Here is an 18800-nt window from a genome sequence, read left to right as displayed (position 1 = left end):
GTCGGTGACAAGCGCAGCGCCGCAGCCGCTTCACAGCGTCGCCGCGGAGCCCAACACGGTCGCGCTCACCAGTGGCGCCATCGGACCACCGAGCAGCAGGGAGACGTCGGGGGTGTCGACCTGGTTTGCCGAGGTACCTCGGATCTGCCGTACCGCCTCGACGGCCAGCCCGATCCCATGCACGAACCCGTCCGCGATGTTTCCGCCCGATGTGTTGACCGGCAGTCGCCCGTCGGGAGCGCGTAGGTTGTCCACCGTCATGAACTCACCCGCCGCGGCACCTGATGGGCATAGCCCGAGGTCGATCATGGCGGCGACTGCGGGCCCGGTGAAGTTCTCGTACACCTGCGCGACGTCAACCTCGCCCGCACTGACCCCGGCGGCTTCCCACAGTCGCGACACCATGGCCGGATGGAAACCGGCGCTGCTGTAAGGCTCGTCGTTCTCCAGCTGCTCGCTCCAGTTCGGACCGGCGCCCTGCACTCCAGCGAGCACATAAGCGGGGGGCCGGGCGAAATCTTTCGCGCGTTGCGTCGCTACCACGAGCAGGGCGCTCGCGCCGTCGTTCTCACGCGAACAGTCGTAGAGCCGCAAGGGTTCTGCGACCCAGCGCGCGTCCGCGTAAACGTCGGGGGTGAGCGGCTTGTCGTACGCGATGGCGTCCGGATTCTGTTGGGCGTGCAGGTAGGACACCTCGGCCAGCGCCTCCATGGCAGAGCGCGGTACGCCCTCCGCCTGCAGCATCCGCTGTGTGCGCAACGCACAGATCTGCGCAGGCGTGACGATGCCGTGCGCGGTGAGCAGCGGCGGGAAGTGACCCTTGCCGTAGCTCTGCCTCCCATCGTCGGCCTCGGTGATACCGCGGTACACCGCGATGCACTCGGCTTGCCCGGTGACGACGGCGGCGGCCGCCTGGTTGATCGCGGCGGCGACGCCGCCTCCTCCGCCGCCCCAGACCATGCTGGACCAGCGCATCTCGCGCACACCCAACGCGGCGCCGACCGCGAGGCCTTCGTTGAGGTCGTTGGCGTAGGAGACGAATCCGTCGATGCCGCGGGGGTCTGCGCCGGCATCAGCACACGCGGCGAGGATCGCCTTGAGGACGAGCGTCAGCGCGGACTCGGGGCTGGTCCCTCGTTTGTGGTAAGGCGGGCTGGCAATGCCGACGACCGCCGCGGCACCCCGCGACCCTTGTGTTGCAGCCATTTCAGTCCCTTCCCTGCCGGCTCGCGCTCAATCGCCAGCGCAGCACTGGCCAGCCGCCCTCAGGCGCTACCTCGATCTCGGCCTCGACTCGTTGTCCGAGCCGCGGATCCACACCGTCGGCGTCGAGCAGCACGCCGAGCAAGCGTCGACCAGCCGCCAGGGGCAATTCGGCCAGCACGGTCACGAACGGCAGGTGCCCGGAGAATTCCGGTGCGAACGGATGCCACGTTCGAGTCCAGGAGTACACCAGTCCGGTCGGCTCGACCGCTTTCCACGACACCTCAAAGCTGTGGCAGCGGGCGCAGATCGGGCGATATGGCCAGATCCAGTTCGCGCAATCGCGGCACTGTGGCATTCGTAGTTCCCCGTTACGCAAGCCTTCCCAGTGCGGCGCGTCATGACCATCCTCAGCGGGACCGGCGCTGCTCATCCTCGGCGGCGTAGCGGGCATGTTCCGGACCTGGGTGACTCGCCAGCCCTCCGGTAGCCGGGTCCAGCGCGAGCGCAGCACGGTCCGTGACCCGTCCGACGCGGTGTACCGGATGAGGGCGGCGAACAAGCCGTCATCCTGAGGTTTCAGGTCGACCAGTTCCGAGGACACGAGACGGCGCGGCAAGGACGCCGATGCGATCAGCTGTGCGACCCGATCTGCACGGAAATCGGCGAGGATCGCCGTGTTGTCACCGGCTGCGACGTTGCTGCCGTGCCGTTCGACGATCTCGACGAGGTCGGGCGGAACTCCTGGAAACACTCTTCCCTCCACAGTGGTTATCCGTCGGTTCGACAGGCTGCGTGGTTCTGCGTGCAGGCACGCCGGCTATTACCTAGGCGTCTTAGGTACCGTGCCGCATCTGGAACGCGACGACTGACGGGTTCTCTCATAAGTCGAGCCGCAATCGTGGCGTCAGGCTTCGTGATACGCACACGAACATGCAGTCGTTGCACGCCCGCTCCTCCTCGGTCAGGACCGCGTCGCGATGATCTGGAACGCCGTCGAGCACGCGCGTCTCGCAGGTGCCGCACGTGCCTTCCCGGCACGAGACGGGCACGTCGATCCCCGCCTCGTGAAGGACGTCCACCACGGTGCGATTCGCGGGGACATCGAGTGTCTGCCCGCTCTTCGCCAACTCGATCTCGAACGCGGATTGGTCGCGAGTGTCGTGAGCTGCGGCGCGGAAGCGTTCGACGTACAGCGTCCCGGCAGGCCATGCCGCACACCGCTCCTGCAACGCGGTGAGCAGTGACTCCGGGCCGCACCCGTATACGGCTGTATCGGTGACGGGTGTGCCGAGCTCCTTCCCAAGGTCGATCAGACCGAACTCGTCCTGCGGCCACACACAGACATGTTCGCCGTAACCGCTTGTCAATTCGTTTCGGAACGCCATCGATGATCGCGACCGCCCGCCGTAGAGCAGTCGCCACGGCCGCCCCGAGGCGTGCACGGTCCGCACCATCGGCAGGATTGGCGTGATGCCGATTCCGCCGGCGATGAACAAATAGCGTTCGGCGTCCACGAGTGGGAAGTGGTTTCGCGGCCCCCGCACGGTGACCGTGTCGTCCTCGTGCAAGGAGTCGTGCACGCGGGCAGAACCGCCACGACCGGCCGGCTCACGCAACACCGCGATTTCGTAACGCGACCTGTCGCGCGGATCCCCGCACAGCGAGTACTGGCGGAGAACGTCATCCGCTAAAACCAGGTCGATGTGTGCCCCTGCAGTCCACTCAGGCAGGTCGATGCCCGTGGGGTCGATGAGGACGAAGTGCGCAACTGATTCAGCGACGTAGTCCTTCTTTGCGATCGTCAGCTGGAGCTGCCGCTCGTTCGACTGCATGAGAAGCTACGCCTCACTATCCGCTCGGATCCTGTCAACAAGATATTAATCTATATCCTATAGATAAATCCAGCGCTGAGGGCGCCCCGTTCTGTCGGGAGCGGCACGTGAACCGCGAGCGACCCCAGGCGGTGAGGGGTGGTCAACGCCCGAAGGTGATCACTGCCGACCGAGGCGGGCTGCGCTCGGCATGCGATGCTTCGCGGCGCGACTCGCGACGCGACCAAAATCGCCAGGGGAGGGTGGCTTTCACGCCGGAAAACGAGTCGGAGGTCTATCTTCACCGACTAGCCCGACGGCGGCGTCAGCATGCTCTGCCAGGTCTTCTTTCCGCTGTTCGGCGCCAGATCGGATTGTTTGTAGACGCGTCCGTCCGGTCCCAAATAGGTGCCCGTACCGGGGTCATAGGTCGCTGTCGCGATCGGTGATTCCGGCTCGGGAAGTACCGGCGGCGCGTTCGGTGCGGGGTTCGCTGCTGGCGCGGGCCCGGGCGGGGCCTGGGGGATGTCTTGACCCGACAACGTCGCGTTGGGGTCGCCTTTCCAGTTGAACCCGTCGTTGAGCGGCTCGTACTCCTTATCGCTGTTGCACATCTTCGCGGTAGGGGCGCGCTTGCCGGGCTTGGTCATGCACGGCAAGTTGCGTGCGCCGCGGACTGCGTTCCAGGAGTCCTGGGGGATACGGCAGTACAGGGCGTCGGCGGGTCGATCAGGGGTATCGGTCAACGAGGGCGTGCGTTGCTGTTGCGCCGGAAGGTATCCGGTGGTGCACGGCGGTGGCAGGTTGATATTCAAGTTGAACGACAGGACCTCGCCGGGATGTTTGGTATCGCGGTTGGCCACCGTGCCGGCCTGCATGGCCTGCACCCCCATCGGCACCAGAACGAGCAACTGCTCGATGCCGGGGTGGTACGTCAGTGCCAGGTGGCCGATTCCCGCGAGGTTGGACATCAGCACCGGCACGCTGGGCTGCAATCGATCCACCAGCTGACGCGCCTCATCGGCGGCATTGCTGCCGTGTCGAATGAGGCCTCGGACAGCGCCGTCTTCGGACTTCACCTGCGCGGTGAGAGCGGCCATTTTGGCCGCCCACGTGTCGATGGAGTCCGCCGAGTGAGCTTGGGAGTCGAGAAGTGGCTTGGAGTGATCGATGAGGTTGATCAACGGATCCAAACTCTCACGCGCATCGATCGCCAGTTGTGTGGAACCGTCGACGACTCGGGAGATATCTGGACCTAGACCACCTACCGCCGTGTAGCTTTCATCGATCACCGTCTTGAGGTTGTCTTTTGGTATGGCCAGAAGCCCGCGGTTGGCTGCGTCGAGCAAACCACCGATATCCGGCGGTACCGACGTGTTGTCGATGCCGATGACATCACCGTTCTTCAGCGGAGCGGCGGCTCCGCGTGGCACCAACGCCACATACTGCTCGCCGATTGCCGAGGTGCTGTGAACCTCGGCCTCGAGGTCGGTGGGGATCGCCACATCCGAACGCAGCGACAGCACGGCATCGACACCGTTGGGCGTCAGGCGAACAGCGGTGACCCGGCCGACCTTGGTACCGCGATAGGTGACGTTGGCGGTCTCGTACAGACCGCCCGCCTGCGGCAGTTGAATCGTCACGGTGTAGCGGCCGACGCCCAGCATGGTGGGCACTTTGATGTAACCGAAGATCATCACCGCACCGGCGACGGTGGCCACCGCAGCGAAGATCGCCAGCTGAATCTTGATCCACTTGTTCAGGCGCATGGTTACGGACCTTGGTCGAGTCGGTAGGGAACCACCAGCGGATTGGCAGCCGTGTAGGGACTGGGCAGCTGGCCAATCGTGCGGCCCCATTGCATTTCCAACTCGGTGAGGTCACCCTCCCATCGGGTTCCAGTGAAGAGGTTGTTGTCGATTCGGCTCAGGGTCAGGTCGGCGATAGCGGTCATGTTGGCGTAGTCGCCGCGGATCCAGTTGTCCAGAGTGGCCTTTGGCCAAGGGAAGGTGCCCAGAAAGTCCAGCGATCGGGTGAGATCGGGCCCCGCGTCGGCGAGCGACTGCAACACCGGGGCCACCTGTTGGAGCTCCTTGACCAGGTTCTCTTTGCTCCTGTTGGTGGTATCGGTGGCCAGGGCACTGAACTTCCCAAAGGCATCGGCTGCGTCGACGAGATGGCCCCGTTGTTCAGCCAGCACAGCCAACGCGTCGGGGATCGCGCGGATGGCTTCGTCGAGTACCGGCTTCTGGTCGGCCATCTGGCTCACCAGACCGTTGAAGCTCTCTGTCGCCGAAATGATGTCGTCCGTCTGGTGGTGCAGATGATCGACGAAGTGGTCGAGTTGTTTGATCAGCTCGCGCAGATCGGTCTCGCGGTGGGCGAATGCGGTAGCGAAAGCTGCAGTGATGTCCTGGACTTGCCCGATGCCGCCGCCGTTGAGCATCAGCGATAGCGCCGCCAGTGTCTGATCGGTGCCAGGATAGGCGCCGGAACTTTCCAGGGGGATCAGCGAGCCCTCATGCAGCTTTCCCCGCCGGGGAGCGTCCGTCGGCGGCGCAAGTTCGATGTGCAGCGAGCCCAGCAAGCTGGTCTGCCCGACCATGGCGGTGGCGTTCGCCGGCAAGTCGACATCCCCGTTGAGTCTCATCGTGACCAGGGCGTGCCAACCTTGGCGCTCGATCTTGGTGATCGTTCCAACATTGGCGTCTCCGACGCGTACACGTGAATTCGGCTGGATATATCCGACATCGGGCAATTGGGCTTGCACGGTGTAGGAACCGGCGCCGCGGCCCTCGGTGCCAGGCATCGGTAGCGAGTTCAGACCGTGCCATTCGCAGGCTGTCGTGCTGGCGACGATGACGGCGAGGGTGCCGGCGATGGTGCGCCATCGTCGTCCCGCGTCGGAGCGGGTCACGATCCACCTCCCGGGATCATCATTCCGGGCAGGCCGGCTGCTGGGTCGGTGTGCTGTGTTTCTCGTGCGGCATTGGAAACGTCGGGCGCCGTCGGTGCTTCGGCAGCCAGCGGCGCACCGTCGGGTGCATCCGGCGATCTGGCCGGCGGCGGTGTCGCCGGCGGTGTTGGCCGAAAGTCAGGCCGCAACCAGTCCTCGGAATACGTCAGCTCATTGGGCCGAGCGGATTCACCGACGAAGTAGTTCATGCCCAGGGGCGGGAAGTTGAACTGCCGGTTCTTCATGATGGGCGCGAGGTATTGGACACAAAGCTTGGCCGATTGCTCAGCGTTCAACCGGGACGCTGCCTGAATTGCACCGCACAAGAACGAGATCGGGTTCGCAAAGTTCTGCAATGTCAGAGCCCCGGTGATTCCTTGTTGGGTTGGTTGGTAGATGTTGATGAAGTTCTGCAAGGTGTTGGGAAACAGGTGCAGTGCCTGTTCAACTTCGTCGATGCTGTCGTGAATAGCGGAGGTGACCGACGCCAGCTTGTCGGTGGTGGTGCCTAACGCTTCTCGATTTTCGGAGATGAAGCTGGTCGTGTCACCGACCACATCGTTGAGGTTCTTGATCGCTGTGCCGACCGAGCCGGGGGATGAGTCCAAGGCAGCGGTCGCTGCGGCGAAGTTCGCGTTGAGTTGCTGCAGCAGCGCCGAGCTGTCCTGCAGAGCAGAAACCACCACAGAAAGGTTTCTGACCGTGCCGAAGATGTCGTTGCTGTGATCGCCGAGTGCTGAAAACGCTTGCGACATCGTCTTGATCGTCTGGCGCAGGTCGACACCCTGACCGCGCAGGTTGTCTGCTGCGGTGTCGATGAAGGCACCAAGCGTGCTGACCCCACCCGGTTGGGTGGGCTGCAGGGCATCGGTCAGCTTTTCCAGCTGCTGGCGCAGGTCGTCCCATTCCAGGGGAACCGCGGTGCGGTCCTGGTTGATCACGGCGCCGTCGGTCATAGCGGGCCCGCCGGTGTAGGCCGGTGTCAGCTGGATGGCACGTGCGGTGACCAGCTGTGGTGCGATGATCGCCGCCTTCGCGTCGGCAGGTACCCGATATTTGTCCTCGACCCAGAAAGTCACCTTGGCGTGCAGCGGCTGGGGATCGATGCTCTCGATTCGGCCGACGCGAACGCCGAGGATGCGGACCTCATCGCCCGCGAACAGTCCGTTGCTGTTGTCGAAATAGGCCACAACGTACGCGCGGTTGAGCGCACCGATCACGCGGGACTGCAAGGTGATGCCGCCGACGATCAGCAGCGCGAGCACCACCGCGAGGCCGATACGCAACTTTCGTGACCTCATCGCGGTCCTCCATCAACAGCGTTGGCATCGGGAATGGACGCCTGGTCAGTGGTTGGTGCGGCCGGCGAGGCTGCCGGCGGTCCAGGCGGAGGCCCGCCAGGTGCCGGCGCAGGTGCGAGTTCGCGATACGGGTAGCAGCCGGGCCCTGGCAAGGCAATTCCGGGCGGGCCGCACTGCTGGTCATCGGGATTGCCGGTGATGGCGTCGGGGATCGTCAACCGGGGCTCTCCTGCTTGACCAGTGCGCGGGAACGGCACGGGCATCGCCGGCACGGCCCGCTGTCCCGTTTGCGGATCGGTGCGCTCGGAGGGCAACAACACGTTGGGATCCAGACCCAGGTCCTGGAATGCTGCGTCGATGAAAGGCTGGATGAATTGGCCGGGCAAGAGGTTTGCGATGTACGCCTTGAAGAACGGCCCAGAGGCCACGGATTCGCCCAACGACATTGCGTACTGGTTGAGGTACGTGATGGCCTCCTGCAACCCGGCCTTGTGGTTGTCAACGATCGAGAGGACGACATTGAGCTTGTCCAGGGCCGGCCGCAGCTGCGTCCGGTTGTCGCTGATGAACCCCTTCAGCTGCACCGCCATCGCCGACAGGTTGCCCGAAATCTGTGCCAGCGCATCGGTCTGCGTTCGCAGCGCAGCAAGCAAGGCGTTGCTGTCGGTCACCAGCTTGGCCACCTCTTCTGCTCGGTCAGACAGCACTTCGGTGGCCTTGCTGGTGTTGGACAGGAGCTCGCGCAGCGCGGCGTCGCGGATGCTGAGCGTCTGGGTGAAGCGGCCGACACCTTGCACCGCTGCTTTCAACTCAGGCGGGGACTCTTTGAACGTGTCAGCAAGAGTCGCCAACGATTCCGAGACCGCGGCGGTGTCCAGGCCGTCGATCGTGGCTGACAGGTCCCCGAGGGCATCCGGCAGCTGATAGGGCGCCTTGGTGCGCTCGAGGGGGATCGCCTGGTCGAGGTGGCCGTCACCGCGGGGAGTGATTTGGAGGACCTTGGCTCCGAGCAGGCTCTTGGTCCGGATATTGGCTTCGCTCTGCTGTCCAAGGCGGATGGTTTTGTCGATGTCGAATTTGACGAGTACCCGGGCCGCGTCCAGGTCGACCGACGACACCTCGCCGACGCGGTACCCCGCGACCTCCACTGCCGCGCCCGACTGCAAGCCGCCCGCTTCGCTGAAGTAGGCCGCGTATTCCTTGGAGTCATCGAGGAAGGGAATCTTGTTGTATTGCAGCGATACCCCGGCCAGTCCCACGACGGTGATGACGCCGACGGCACCGATGACGAAGTGATTGCGTTCTGCGAATGATTTCACTTTGGTGCACACCGCCCGGAGGCCTGGCCGACCAGCTTGACGTATACCGGCTGCCCACCCTTACCGTTGACTTTGAGAATCAGGTCGCAGAGGTAGAAGGTGAAAAAGTCACCCATGATCCCCAGGCGGCTGAGCACCTTGTACGAATGGGGAAGGGTCTCAAGGTAATTGTCGAACCATTCATGGTCGGCTGCCACGTTCGAGGTTACCCGGTCGGTTTGGCCGACCGTGTCGTTGAAGGGTTGACGTGCCTGGCTGAGCAGGTCGGCGATCGACGCTGCCGCCGAGTTGGTGTAGGCAACTGAATTGGTGATGTCGGTCTTGCGGGCGGAAAGTCCGTCGACCAACCGCGACAGTGAGTCGACGACCTTGCCAAACTGCTCGTTTTGTTCGCCGAATGTCTTCATAACGGCGTTGAGGTTGTCGATGACCTGGCCGATCAGCTCATCGCGGTCGGCCAGCGTACTGGTAACCACCGCGGCCTGGCTCAGAAAGGAGTTGATGGTGGCGCCCTCGCCTTGGAAGGCGCCGATCAATTGGCTTGCCAGCGCGTTGACTTGCTGCGGATCCAACGCGCGGAAAAGTGGCCTGAAACCGCCGAGCAGCGTATCCAGGTCAAGCGCCGGCTCGGTATTGGCCGTGGGGATGGTCCCGCCGGGGTTGAGTTTCCGTTGCTCACCACCGTTTCCCTCGCTCAGTGCCAGATAGCGGTCACCGATGGGGTTCTCCCAGCGGACGGCGACGTTGGTGGACGTCGTGAGAACCGCCGTCGGGTCGGTGGTGAACTCGACGAGAGCCCGGGACGCATCGGTGACAGCGATGTGCTTGACCTTGCCGACTTCGACGCCGGCGATACGGACGAAATCGCCCTCTTTGAGTCCGCTGACGTCAGCGAACTCTGCTCGGTAGGTCTGCTCGCTGGAGAATCTGAACTGCGAGAAGACACCGTACAGTACGAATGTCCCTGTCAGACAGATGATCACGAAGACGACGAAGCCGATCGTCGCGCGTCGGAGATTGTCATGCACGGTCGAGTGTCCTCGGCTTCCTGATCACGGTGACGGGGGAGTGGCTGGCAGCGGTGCCGGCGCGGGAGCCGGCGGCGGCGCCTCGGGAAGCCCGGGATACAAGGGCGTTCCGTCGGCCGCGTACCACGGAGCGCCGTATGGCGGCCCGCCCGGGTCCGGCGGGGGCGGGCCGGGCGCGGGGCCGGGCATGCACCTGCCGACGTGCGGTGGCTCGGGAATGGCGCGCGTGACGGGGAAGTAGTCCACCGAGCAGAGCTGTCCAATGCCGGGGTTGGGACGCCAGTCCAGGCCAGTGCCATACCCGGTGTCGGTGACGAGCTGACGGACCGGGAAGTTCTCGGCGACATCGGGCAGCGAACCGCAACTCGGCTTGCCCCCGGGTCCGCCTTTAGCTGCCACCTTGGGGAGGTTCTTCGGATAGGTGTACAAGTCATCGCCGACCGAGATACCGGCATCCAGGAGGGCGGTGCGGCCGTTCCCTCCGAACCACTCGCCCGCGACGTCGAGGTACACCTTTGCTCCCTTGACGGTGCAGGTGAGCGTGGGGTTGTACTTCAGCAGCAGAGCAGTCGTTGGCTCGAGAACATTGACGGCGTCCACGATGGTGTCCTTGCTGCCGGCCAGCAGGTGAATGCCGCTGTTGGAGAAACCCGAGATGTTGAGCAGCAGCGCGTCCAGGTCCTTGGCGTTGTCGGTGATCGTGGCGCTGGTGGTGGCGGCCGCGTCGAGGGTGGCCATGATGTTTTGGGCGGCGGCGCCGTAGGCGTCGCTGAATCCTTTAAACGAGCGCCAGTTTTCTTTGACAGCGTCCATGCGTGGATTGACCGCCTGCAGAACCTGAAGGGCGTCGGTGGTCGCTTCGCCCATCTTTTCGCCTTTGCCGCGGACGCCCTCGGACAAGGCGGTGAGCACGGAATTGAGTTTGGCCACATCAACTTGGTCGAGGATGCCGACCAGGCTGTCGAAGACCGTGTTGACTTCTGTGCCCACGTTGCGGGACTGCAGTACCGCCCCGGCCGTCAGCCGTGCTCGACTCGGATGATCGGGGACTATGAGATCGACGTACTTGGCGCCGAAGGCCGTAGTGGCCTTGATCTCTGCCTGCACATTCGCCGGAATCATGTCGACTTGGTCAGGAATGATCTCCAGTTCGAGACCGACCGGCCGCCGCCCACCGGCGACGCCGGCGACGCGGCCCACTTCGACGCCGCGCATCTTGACTTTCGCGCCGGTCTCCATGACCAGACCCGTGCGATCCGACGTCAACGTGACCGGCAGGTAGTCCCGGAACGCACCGGCGAATGATGCCAAGCAGGCCGCGACCAGCGCAGTGATCGTCGCGAAAAGCGCTGCAGTCCAGCATAAGAAATGGATCCTTCGGTCCTTCTGCTCCTGGTTCATCGCGCTACCCCGACAGGTGGAAGTTGCCGGACTGCCCGTAGATGGCCAGTGACACGAACAGGACGACCAACACTGCCGAGATCATGGATGTGCGCACCGCACGGCCGACCGCTTCGCCGACCCCCGCCGGTCCGCCGGACGCGTTGAAACCGTAGTACGTGTGCACCAGCATGATGACAATCGCCATCAGCACTGCCTGGAAGAACGACCAGATGATGTCGACGGGATTGAGGAACGTGTTGAAGTAGTGGTCATACACGCCGCTGGACTGTCCGTACACCACGGTGGTGCCCAAGCGGGCCGCCGTGAAGGCCGTGATCATGGCGACGCAGTACAAAGGCATCACGACGATGACCCCAGCGATGACGCGGTTAGAGGCCAGGTATGCGATGGCGTGAACGCCCATCACTTCGAGGGCATCGATCTCTTCGTTGATTCGCATGGCACCGAGTTGGGCAGTGGCCCCGGCGCCGATGGTCGCCGCCAGCGCGATACCGGCGATGACCGGTGCGATGAGTCGGACGTTGAAGAACGCTGATGCGAACCCGGTGAGGGCTTCGACACCGACGTTGGCGAACTGGTTGTAGCCCTGTACTGCGACGAGCGCACCCGTCGACAACGTAAGGAATCCGACAATCACCACGGTCCCACCGATGATGGCCAGTGCGCCTGTGCCGAGGCTCATTTGGGCGATGAGCCGGACCGTCTCCGTCTTGTAGTGGACGAGCGCGTCGCGGATCGCGCTGATGGTGCGGAAATAGAACTGAGCCTGAGCGCCGATCCGGACGAGGCCACTGATCTGGCTGTCGAACGCTCTCTGCAGGCGCGGATGGAGGCTGCTGGGCATAGCGGTGCTCATAGGGTCACCTTCACTCCGACGGCGGTGGCGATGATGTTGATGGCGAACAGCGCAACGAATGTGTAGACGACCGTCTCGTTGACGGCGTTACCGACGCCTGCTGGCCCGCCGCCCACGGAAATCCCTTTGTGACAGGCAATTAGCCCTGCAGCGAGTCCGAAGAGCGTCGACTTGATCAACGAGATCGTCACGTCCGGCGCCTTGGTGATCACCGTGAGACCCCCGATGAACGAACCCGGCGTGACGTGCTGGATGAACACGGAGAAGACGAAGCTACCGATCAGCCCGACGAGGATCACCACCGATGACAACAACGTGGCCACGGCGGTGGCTGCCAACACCCGCGGCACCACCAGAGCCTGAACCGGATTGACGCCCATCACGCGCAGCGCGTCGAGCTCCTCGCGGATGGTGCGCGCTCCGAGGTCAGCGCACATCGCCGTGGCCCCCGCACCAGACACGACCAACACCGTCACGACAGGTCCGATCTGGGTGACCGTTCCGTACGCGGCACCGGTGCCCGAGTAGTCGGCAGCACCGAATTCGACCAACAAGATGTTGAACGTAAAGATCATCAACACCGTGAAGGGGATAGCCAGCATGAGCGTCGGCAAAAGCGAGACGCGAGCGATAAACCAGGATTGCAGCAAGAACTCGCGCCACGCGAAAGGCCGCTTGGGCAGTAGCACCAGTACGTCGAGCGCCATGGCGAAGAATCCGCCCAAGGCGCGCACCGGCTTGGCAGACTTGGCCGAAGATACCTGGGCCAGCCGGGTAGGTAGACGGGTTCCTTTGAGGACCGAGCGAACCCCCGCCGGCGACTCGACCCCAGCAGGGTCACTGACGCCGTGCATCGTCACCCCGCAGTGTCCGTCGGTGTTGACGTGCGCCCGCGCCGGCAGGCGTTTCCCCGGAGTGGCCTGCCGCCGACCTGAACGACGACTCGCCAGAGAGCGCGACCCTTCGGATCGGTCCTGCATCAGTCGGTTGGCTGATGTTCGTGATGATGATCTCCTCACGCGAGATAGCTCTGTAGCCGTGGCTTTTGATTGAGTCCAGCACAGACGGGCGGGTCGAACTGACAATCGTTGGGTCGCTTGCCGTCGCTGCGGCGTGGCATCCAATCAGCCGGCTGCTCTCCTTTGCTTCGGTTGTGCGAGCGTCCCGGCGCGCGCCCGCTATGGCCTCGCTGCGCCCCACCGAGGCCGCGACTGTGACTCAGGCCACTGAGTCGAGTAAACCTTACCCATATAGATAAAAATGGTCAATCACAAACCATGAGGCATTAGGTTTCTGGGGTGAAGCCAAATCGAAAGGCGTTGCCGGAGTGGGTGGCATCCGTACGGTTACCATCAATCACCGCTGGGAACGACCTTCCGAAGGGAGTGCGGGACTGATGGGTCACCCTGCAGGACCTGTCGACCTGGGCAGCCCAACTGGCCGCCATGTCCGGTGACCTGAGCGCAACCATCAGATAGGAGGTCCGAGATGCTCGCGACGTGTCGGTCTGTGTTGACGAGGAAGCGAATCACGATCGTCGGGGTGGCCCTTTTTGCGGGTGGTCTCTTCACTGCGGTGCCGGCTGCTCACGCTGATCAACCTGACGATCGGTGTTCGCCGAGTGAGTCGATTCTCTGCTACTTCTTTCCGATCGCTCCCAACCTCGAGGGCGACATCGATATGACCAAAGACCAGCCGCCGGTCGACCCCTCGCTGCCAGATCTCCCGCAGGCGAGTCTGGCCGAACTTTGCGTGAACAAATGCATGTGACATGCCATGCGGTGGCAGTCGGCCAGAACATCACCGTGTTCATAGGCATGGGCGGCTCGCAGAACCGTTGGCAGTACGACGATCTCCTTCTGGATCATCCCGGGCAGCTTCTCACCATATTGGCAGGCGCGTGCTCCAGTTCCACGGCGGGCTGTTCGTTGGTGCAGTGAACCACTCCCGCGCCGATGCGCGGGTACATATTGTGTCGACATGGAACAGAAACCGCCGACCGCGGTCATCGAATCCGCCCACCGGCAACAATTCATCGACCTGCCTTTCGGCGACACCGCAGACTTCGACGACGCCGACCGCGGATTCCTTGCGGCGCTGAGCCCGTGCGTGATCACCGCCGCCGATGGCAGGGTGGTGTGGGACAACGACGCCTACGCGTTCCTGCACGGCGACGCGCCTACCTCGGTGCACCCCAGCCTGTGGCGGCAAAGCCAATTGTGCGCCAAGCAAGGGCTATACGAGGTCGTCGAGGGCATCTACCAGGTACGCGGATTCGACCTGTCCAACATCAGCTTCATCGAGGGCGACAGCGGCGTCATCGTCATCGACCCGCTGATCTCCACCGAAACCGCGGCCGCCGCGCTCGCCCTGTACCGCGCGCACCGCGGTGATCGGCCCGTCGTCGCGGTCATTTATACCCACAGCCACGTCGACCACTTCGGCGGTGTGCTCGGCGTGACCACCCAGGCCGACGTCGACGCGGGCAAGGTCGCGGTCATCGCACCCGAGCACTTCACCGAACATGCCGTGCAGGAGAACGTCTATGCCGGAACGGCGATGGCCCGGCGCGCCACCTACATGTACGGCACCTCGCTGCCGATCGGCGTGCAGGGCCAGGTCGGCTGCGGCCTCGGCCAACGCACCTCGACCGGTGAGGTCGCGTTGATCGTGCCGACCGTCGACATCAAACACACCGGCGAGACCCACACCGTCGACGGCGTCGAGATCGAGTTCCAGATGGCCCCGGGCACCGAGGCGCCCGCCGAGATGCACTTCTACTTTCCGCGCTACCGCGCGCTGTGCATGGCCGAGAACGCCACGCACAACCTGCACAACCTGTTGACGCTGCGCGGCGCGCTGGTGCGCGACCCGCACGTGTGGGCCGGCTACCTCACCGAGGCGATCGACACGTTCGCGGGCCGCACCGACGTCGTGTTCGCGTCGCATCACTGGCCGACGTGGGGACACGACCGCATCGTCGACTACCTGTCGGTGCAACGAGATCTGTACGCCTATCTGCACGATCAGACGCTGCGAATGCTCAACCAGGGCTTCACCGGCGTCGAGATCGCCGAGCAGTTCCAGTTGCCGCCCGCACTGCACAAGGCCTGGCACACCCACGGCTACTACGGCTCGGTCAGCCACAACGTCAAGGCGGTCTACCAGCGCTACATGGGCTGGTTCGACGGCAATCCCGGCCGGCTGTGGCCGCACCCGCCCGACGCGATCGGGCCGCGCTACGTGGCGGCGATGGGCGGCACCGACCGCGTCGTCGAGCTCGCCAAAGAAGCCTTCGACTCCGGTGATTTCCGCTGGGCGGCAACGCTTCTCGACCACGTCATCTTCACCGACGAGAACCATCGCGGGGCGCGCGAACTCTACGCCGACACGCTGGAACAGCTGGCCTACGGCGCGGAGAACGCCGTGTGGCGCAACTTCTTCCTGTCCGGGGCCACCGAACTGCGCGACGGCAACTTCGGCACAGCCACCCAGTCGACGTCGCCGACACTGCTGGCCCAGCTCACCCCGGAGCAGGTCTTCGACAGCCTTGCCCTCAACGTAAACGGCCCCCGGGCATGGGATCTGGACATTGCCGTGGACGTGGTGTTCCTCGACGCCGGCACGAACTACCGGTTGACGTTGCGCAACGGGGTGCTGGTGCACCGCAAGGTGCCCGCCGACGAGGCCACCGCGCACGCCACCGTCAAGCTTGCGAACAAGTTGCGGCTCTTGGCGTTTGCCGCCGGCGACAACGATTCGCCCGGCCTGAAGATCACCGGTGACGGTGCGGCGCTGACGTCGCTGCTGGCGGCGGTGGACCGGCCCGATCCGGCGTTCAACATCGTCACGCCCTGACCGCCCGATTACGGAATTCCGCCGTCCACGCGGATGATCGACCCCGAGGTGTAGCTGGACGCATCCGACATCAGATACAAAGCCGCGCCGATGATCTCGGGTGGATTGCCGAGCCGCTTCAACGCGAAGTGCTGCGCACCCTTCGTCGTCGCGGGAATGTCCCAGGCCTTGCTGATGTCGGTCAGAAACGGCCCGGGCATCAGCGTGTTGACCCGCACCGTCGGCCCGTACGCCAGCGCCAACCCCTCGGTCAACGCGTTGAGCCCGGCCTTGGCCGCCGAATACGGCAGCTGCGCGGGCTGCGGGCGCCGCGACCCGCTGGAGCTGACGTTGATGATCGACCCGCCGCCGTCGGCCACCATCCGTTCCCCGACCAGCGCCGACAGCCGGAACGGGCCCTTGAGGTTGAGGTTGATCACCGAGTCGAACAGCTTCTCGGTGACCGAGTTCAGCGATTCGTACAGCGGCGACATGCCCGCGTTGTTGATCAGCACGTCGACCTTGCCGAACTGCTCGTAGGAGGCGGCCACCAACCCGTCGAGCTCATCCCACCGGCCGACGTGCACCTGATAGGGGAACGCCTTGCGGCCCGTCGCCTCGGCGATCTCCGACGCGGTGGCCACGCAGGTGTCGTATTTGCGGCTGGCGATGACCACGTCGGCGCCGCAGTGCGCCGCCGCGAACGCCATCTCCCGGCCGAGCCCGCGGCTGCCGCCGGTGACCAACACCACCCGGTCGGTCAAATCGAAAAGGTCAGCTGCAAATCCCTTGTCGGATCCCATCGCTCTATGGTGTCACGGTGCAGTTGCTACTCATCCGGCATGCGTTGCCGCACCGCAGTGAACCGGGGCAGGGCTCCGATCCCGACCTGTCCGCAGAGGGCGTCGAACAGGCGGCGAGGCTGCCCGACGCACTGGCACGGTTCCCGATCACCCGGCTGCTCAGCAGCCCGCAGCGCCGCGCGATCCAGACCGCGCAGCCGGTCGCCGACGCGCTGGGCCTTCCGGTCGAAATCGATGCGCGGCTCGCCGAATACGACCGGGACCTCGCGCACTACATCCCGATCGAGCAGATCGCCGCGGAGTTCCCCGAGGAGCTGGCCCGGCTGGCCAGCGGACACCTGCCCAGCAGCGTGGACGAGGGCGCTTTCCTGGCCCGCATCAACGAGGCCGTCCAGGACGCGGTGGCCGCGGGCAGCCACGAGGACACCGTCGCGGTGTTCAGCCACGGCGGCGTGATCAACGGCCTGCTGCACACGATCCTGCGCACCGAGAAGGTGCTGTGCGTCAACGTCGACTACGCCGGCGTCACCCGGCTGCTGTCCTCCCGCGAGGGTCCGCTGTACGTGGCGTCGGTGAACGGCACCGAACACGTATGGGATCTGCTGCCGCGAAACCTTCGGTGGTGAGCGCTTGCGCGAACCGCCCATCAGGCAGGTGGTAGACAAAGGCCGTGACTACTTCCCCGGAGGGACTGGACCTCGCCGCACTGGACCGTCATCTGCGTTCGGTCGGCATCGCCCGCGCCGGTGAGCTGCGCGCCGAGTTGATCGCCGGCGGCCGGTCCAACCTGACGTTCCTGGTGCGCGACGACGCGTCGAAGTGGGTGCTGCGACGGCCGCCGCTGCAGGGCCTGACCCCGTCGGCGCACGACATGGTCCGCGAGTACCGGGTGGTCGCCGCGCTGGCCGACACGCCGGTCCCGGTGGCGCCCGCGGTGACGATGAGCGACGACGACGCCGTGCTGGGCGCGCCGTTCCAGATGGTCGAGTACGTGTCCGGGCGGGTGGTGCGCTACGCCAGCGAGCTCGAGCAGCTCGGCGACAAGACCGCGATCAGCGACTGCGTGGACGCGTTGATCAAGGTGCTCGCCGACCTGCACTCCGTCGACCCGGAGGCGGTCGGGCTCGGCGACTTCGGCAAGCCCAGCGGATATCTGGAACGTCAGGTCCGGCGCTGGGGCGGCCAGTGGGAGCTCGTGCGCCGGGACGACGACCCTCACGACGCCGACGTCAGACGCCTGCACGGCGTCCTGGCCGGGGCGATCCCCGCGCAGAGCCGCAGCTCGATCGTGCACGGCGACTACCGCATCGACAACACGATGCTCGACGCGGACGACGCCACGAAGGTGCTGGCGGTGCTGGACTGGGAGATGTCCACCCTCGGCGACCCGATCAGCGATGCCGCGCTGATGTGCGTGTACCGCCACCCGATGTTCAACGTCATCCACGCCAGCTCGGCGTGGGCGTCACCGCTGATGCCCGACGTCGACGACCTGGCCAACCGGTACGCGGCGGCGTCGGGTCAGTCGCTGGACAACTGGGACTTCTACCTGGCGCTCGGGTGCTTCAAGGTGGCGATCATCGCCGCGGGCATCGCCTACCGCGCCCGGATGGGCGGCGGCGTCGCCGACGATGCGGGGCAGGTGGACGAAGCGGTCGGCCCGCTGATCGCCGAGGGCCTCAAGACGCTGGCCTAAGCGCGGCGGGTTGCCACAGGTTTTCCGCGAAACGTACGTTAACGCGGCCGCCTCTCGCTCTTTTCCTCGTTAACGTACATCTCGCGAACGTGTCGGTGTGCGGATGCAATATTCGCGCGTGGAAGACGTCTTTCTGGGCAGCGAAGCACTCGCCAAAGGCAAGCTCGCTGGGGAAACGCCAGAACTAGCCGCGGGCGCCTAGGTTTTTCTTGGCCGCTCGGCGCAACTGAACCATGCGGGCGGTGCCGATCGCGACGGTCAACAGCCCGCCGCACACCGCGGCCAGCAGAATCGCCACGCCCACAGGCAGATTCCACTCCCACACGAAGAAGTTGATCGTGGTCGAGTCGGTGTTCTGCATGATGAACACCAGCAGCACGATCAGGATCACGAACCCGGTGATCAACGCCGACCACAGCGCCGCGGCGCGGGTGAACTTGACCGCGGACTCCGGGTGCAGCAGGTACTCACCCGCGGTGCCGGTCGCCTCAGGCGGCGTTCCCCTTGAGGGCTCGCGGGCAGGTTCGGGTACCGGCTGCCGCGCGGGATCGCTGGTCATGGATCCATCTTGACCCTTTCGTAC

At 64.7% G+C, this 18800-nt stretch carries 17 protein-coding genes; 4 read left to right on the top strand and 13 right to left on the bottom strand.

Annotation, left to right across the window (positions count from 1 at the left end):
* Positions 1–30: 30 nt before the first annotated feature.
* The 11 genes from ABQE89_RS23260 to ABQE89_RS23210 form a co-directional block, all read right to left on the bottom strand.
* Positions 31–1206, bottom strand: coding sequence for a thiolase C-terminal domain-containing protein (locus ABQE89_RS23260; protein ID WP_448421051.1), 1176 nt, complete (start codon positions 1204–1206; stop codon positions 31–33).
* A 1-nt stretch (position 1207) separates the two neighbouring features.
* Positions 1208–1957: a Zn-ribbon domain-containing OB-fold protein gene (locus ABQE89_RS23255; RefSeq protein WP_448421049.1), complete on the bottom strand. Its 750-nt coding sequence runs from the start codon at positions 1955–1957 to the stop codon at positions 1208–1210.
* Positions 1958–2084: 127 nt separating this feature from the next.
* Positions 2085–3038, bottom strand: a complete 954-nt coding sequence (locus ABQE89_RS23250; protein ID WP_448421048.1) for a PDR/VanB family oxidoreductase — start codon at positions 3036–3038, stop codon at positions 2085–2087.
* 287 nt (positions 3039–3325) lie between these two features.
* The gene (locus tag ABQE89_RS23245; protein WP_448421046.1) at positions 3326–4786 is read right to left on the bottom strand and encodes an MCE family protein; all 1461 of its coding nucleotides are present in this window, start codon (positions 4784–4786) and stop codon (positions 3326–3328) included.
* 2 nt (positions 4787–4788) lie between these two features.
* Positions 4789–5934, bottom strand: a complete 1146-nt coding sequence (locus ABQE89_RS23240; protein WP_448421044.1) for an MCE family protein — start codon at positions 5932–5934, stop codon at positions 4789–4791.
* Positions 5931–7274: an MCE family protein gene (locus ABQE89_RS23235; RefSeq protein WP_448421041.1), complete on the bottom strand. Its 1344-nt coding sequence runs from the start codon at positions 7272–7274 to the stop codon at positions 5931–5933. Before ABQE89_RS23235 ends, ABQE89_RS23240 begins: the two co-directional genes overlap by 4 nt.
* Positions 7271–8593: an MCE family protein gene (locus tag ABQE89_RS23230; RefSeq protein WP_448421039.1), complete on the bottom strand. Its 1323-nt coding sequence runs from the start codon at positions 8591–8593 to the stop codon at positions 7271–7273. Before ABQE89_RS23230 ends, ABQE89_RS23235 begins: the two co-directional genes overlap by 4 nt.
* Positions 8590–9621 carry an MCE family protein gene (locus tag ABQE89_RS23225; RefSeq protein WP_448421037.1) on the bottom strand — a complete coding sequence of 344 codons (1032 nt, stop codon included), beginning with the start codon at positions 9619–9621 and terminating at the stop codon, positions 8590–8592. Before ABQE89_RS23225 ends, ABQE89_RS23230 begins: the two co-directional genes overlap by 4 nt.
* Positions 9622–9645: 24 nt before the next feature.
* Entirely contained in the window at positions 9646–11022 is a 1377-nt protein-coding gene (locus tag ABQE89_RS23220) for an MCE family protein (RefSeq protein WP_069407171.1), read from the bottom strand.
* Positions 11023–11026: 4 nt separating this feature from the next.
* A complete protein-coding gene (locus tag ABQE89_RS23215) occupies positions 11027–11881 on the bottom strand; it encodes an ABC transporter permease (RefSeq protein ID WP_069407172.1) in 855 nt (284 codons plus the stop codon).
* Positions 11878–12588, bottom strand: a complete 711-nt coding sequence (locus ABQE89_RS23210; protein ID WP_069407174.1) for an MlaE family ABC transporter permease — start codon at positions 12586–12588, stop codon at positions 11878–11880. The genes ABQE89_RS23215 and ABQE89_RS23210 overlap by 4 nt, the downstream gene beginning before the upstream one ends.
* An 835-nt stretch (positions 12589–13423) precedes the next feature.
* Between ABQE89_RS23210 and ABQE89_RS23205 the strand changes: the two genes are divergently transcribed.
* Positions 13424–13651, top strand: a complete 228-nt coding sequence (locus ABQE89_RS23205) for a fibronectin-binding protein (protein WP_131815154.1) — start codon at positions 13424–13426, stop codon at positions 13649–13651.
* Positions 13652–13861: 210 nt separating this feature from the next.
* A complete protein-coding gene (locus tag ABQE89_RS23200) occupies positions 13862–15739 on the top strand; it encodes an alkyl/aryl-sulfatase (RefSeq protein ID WP_448421034.1) in 1878 nt (625 codons plus the stop codon).
* A gap of 8 nt (positions 15740–15747) precedes the next feature.
* Here ABQE89_RS23200 and ABQE89_RS23195 read toward each other — a convergent pair whose 3' ends face one another.
* Positions 15748–16521, bottom strand: coding sequence for an SDR family NAD(P)-dependent oxidoreductase (locus ABQE89_RS23195; RefSeq protein ID WP_069406550.1), 774 nt, complete (start codon positions 16519–16521; stop codon positions 15748–15750).
* A 17-nt stretch (positions 16522–16538) separates the two neighbouring features.
* On the opposite strand from ABQE89_RS23195, the gene ABQE89_RS23190 reads away from it, so the two are divergent.
* Both ABQE89_RS23190 and ABQE89_RS23185 read left to right on the top strand, forming a co-directional pair.
* On the top strand, positions 16539–17147 hold the full coding sequence (locus tag ABQE89_RS23190; RefSeq protein ID WP_220691876.1) for a histidine phosphatase family protein: 609 nt from the start codon (positions 16539–16541) through the stop codon (positions 17145–17147).
* Between the two features lie 44 nt (positions 17148–17191).
* Positions 17192–18217 carry a phosphotransferase family protein gene (locus tag ABQE89_RS23185; RefSeq protein WP_448421031.1) on the top strand — a complete coding sequence of 342 codons (1026 nt, stop codon included), beginning with the start codon at positions 17192–17194 and terminating at the stop codon, positions 18215–18217.
* Between the two features lie 184 nt (positions 18218–18401).
* Here the strand turns inward: ABQE89_RS23185 and ABQE89_RS23180 are convergent, their stop codons facing one another.
* Complete coding sequence (locus ABQE89_RS23180) at positions 18402–18776, bottom strand: LapA family protein (RefSeq protein ID WP_069406547.1); 375 nt, start codon at positions 18774–18776, stop codon at positions 18402–18404.
* Positions 18777–18800 lie beyond the last annotated feature (24 nt).

The organism is Mycolicibacterium sp. XJ1819, from assembly GCF_053483675.1.
This window is presented reverse-complemented; position numbering and strand designations above follow the sequence as displayed.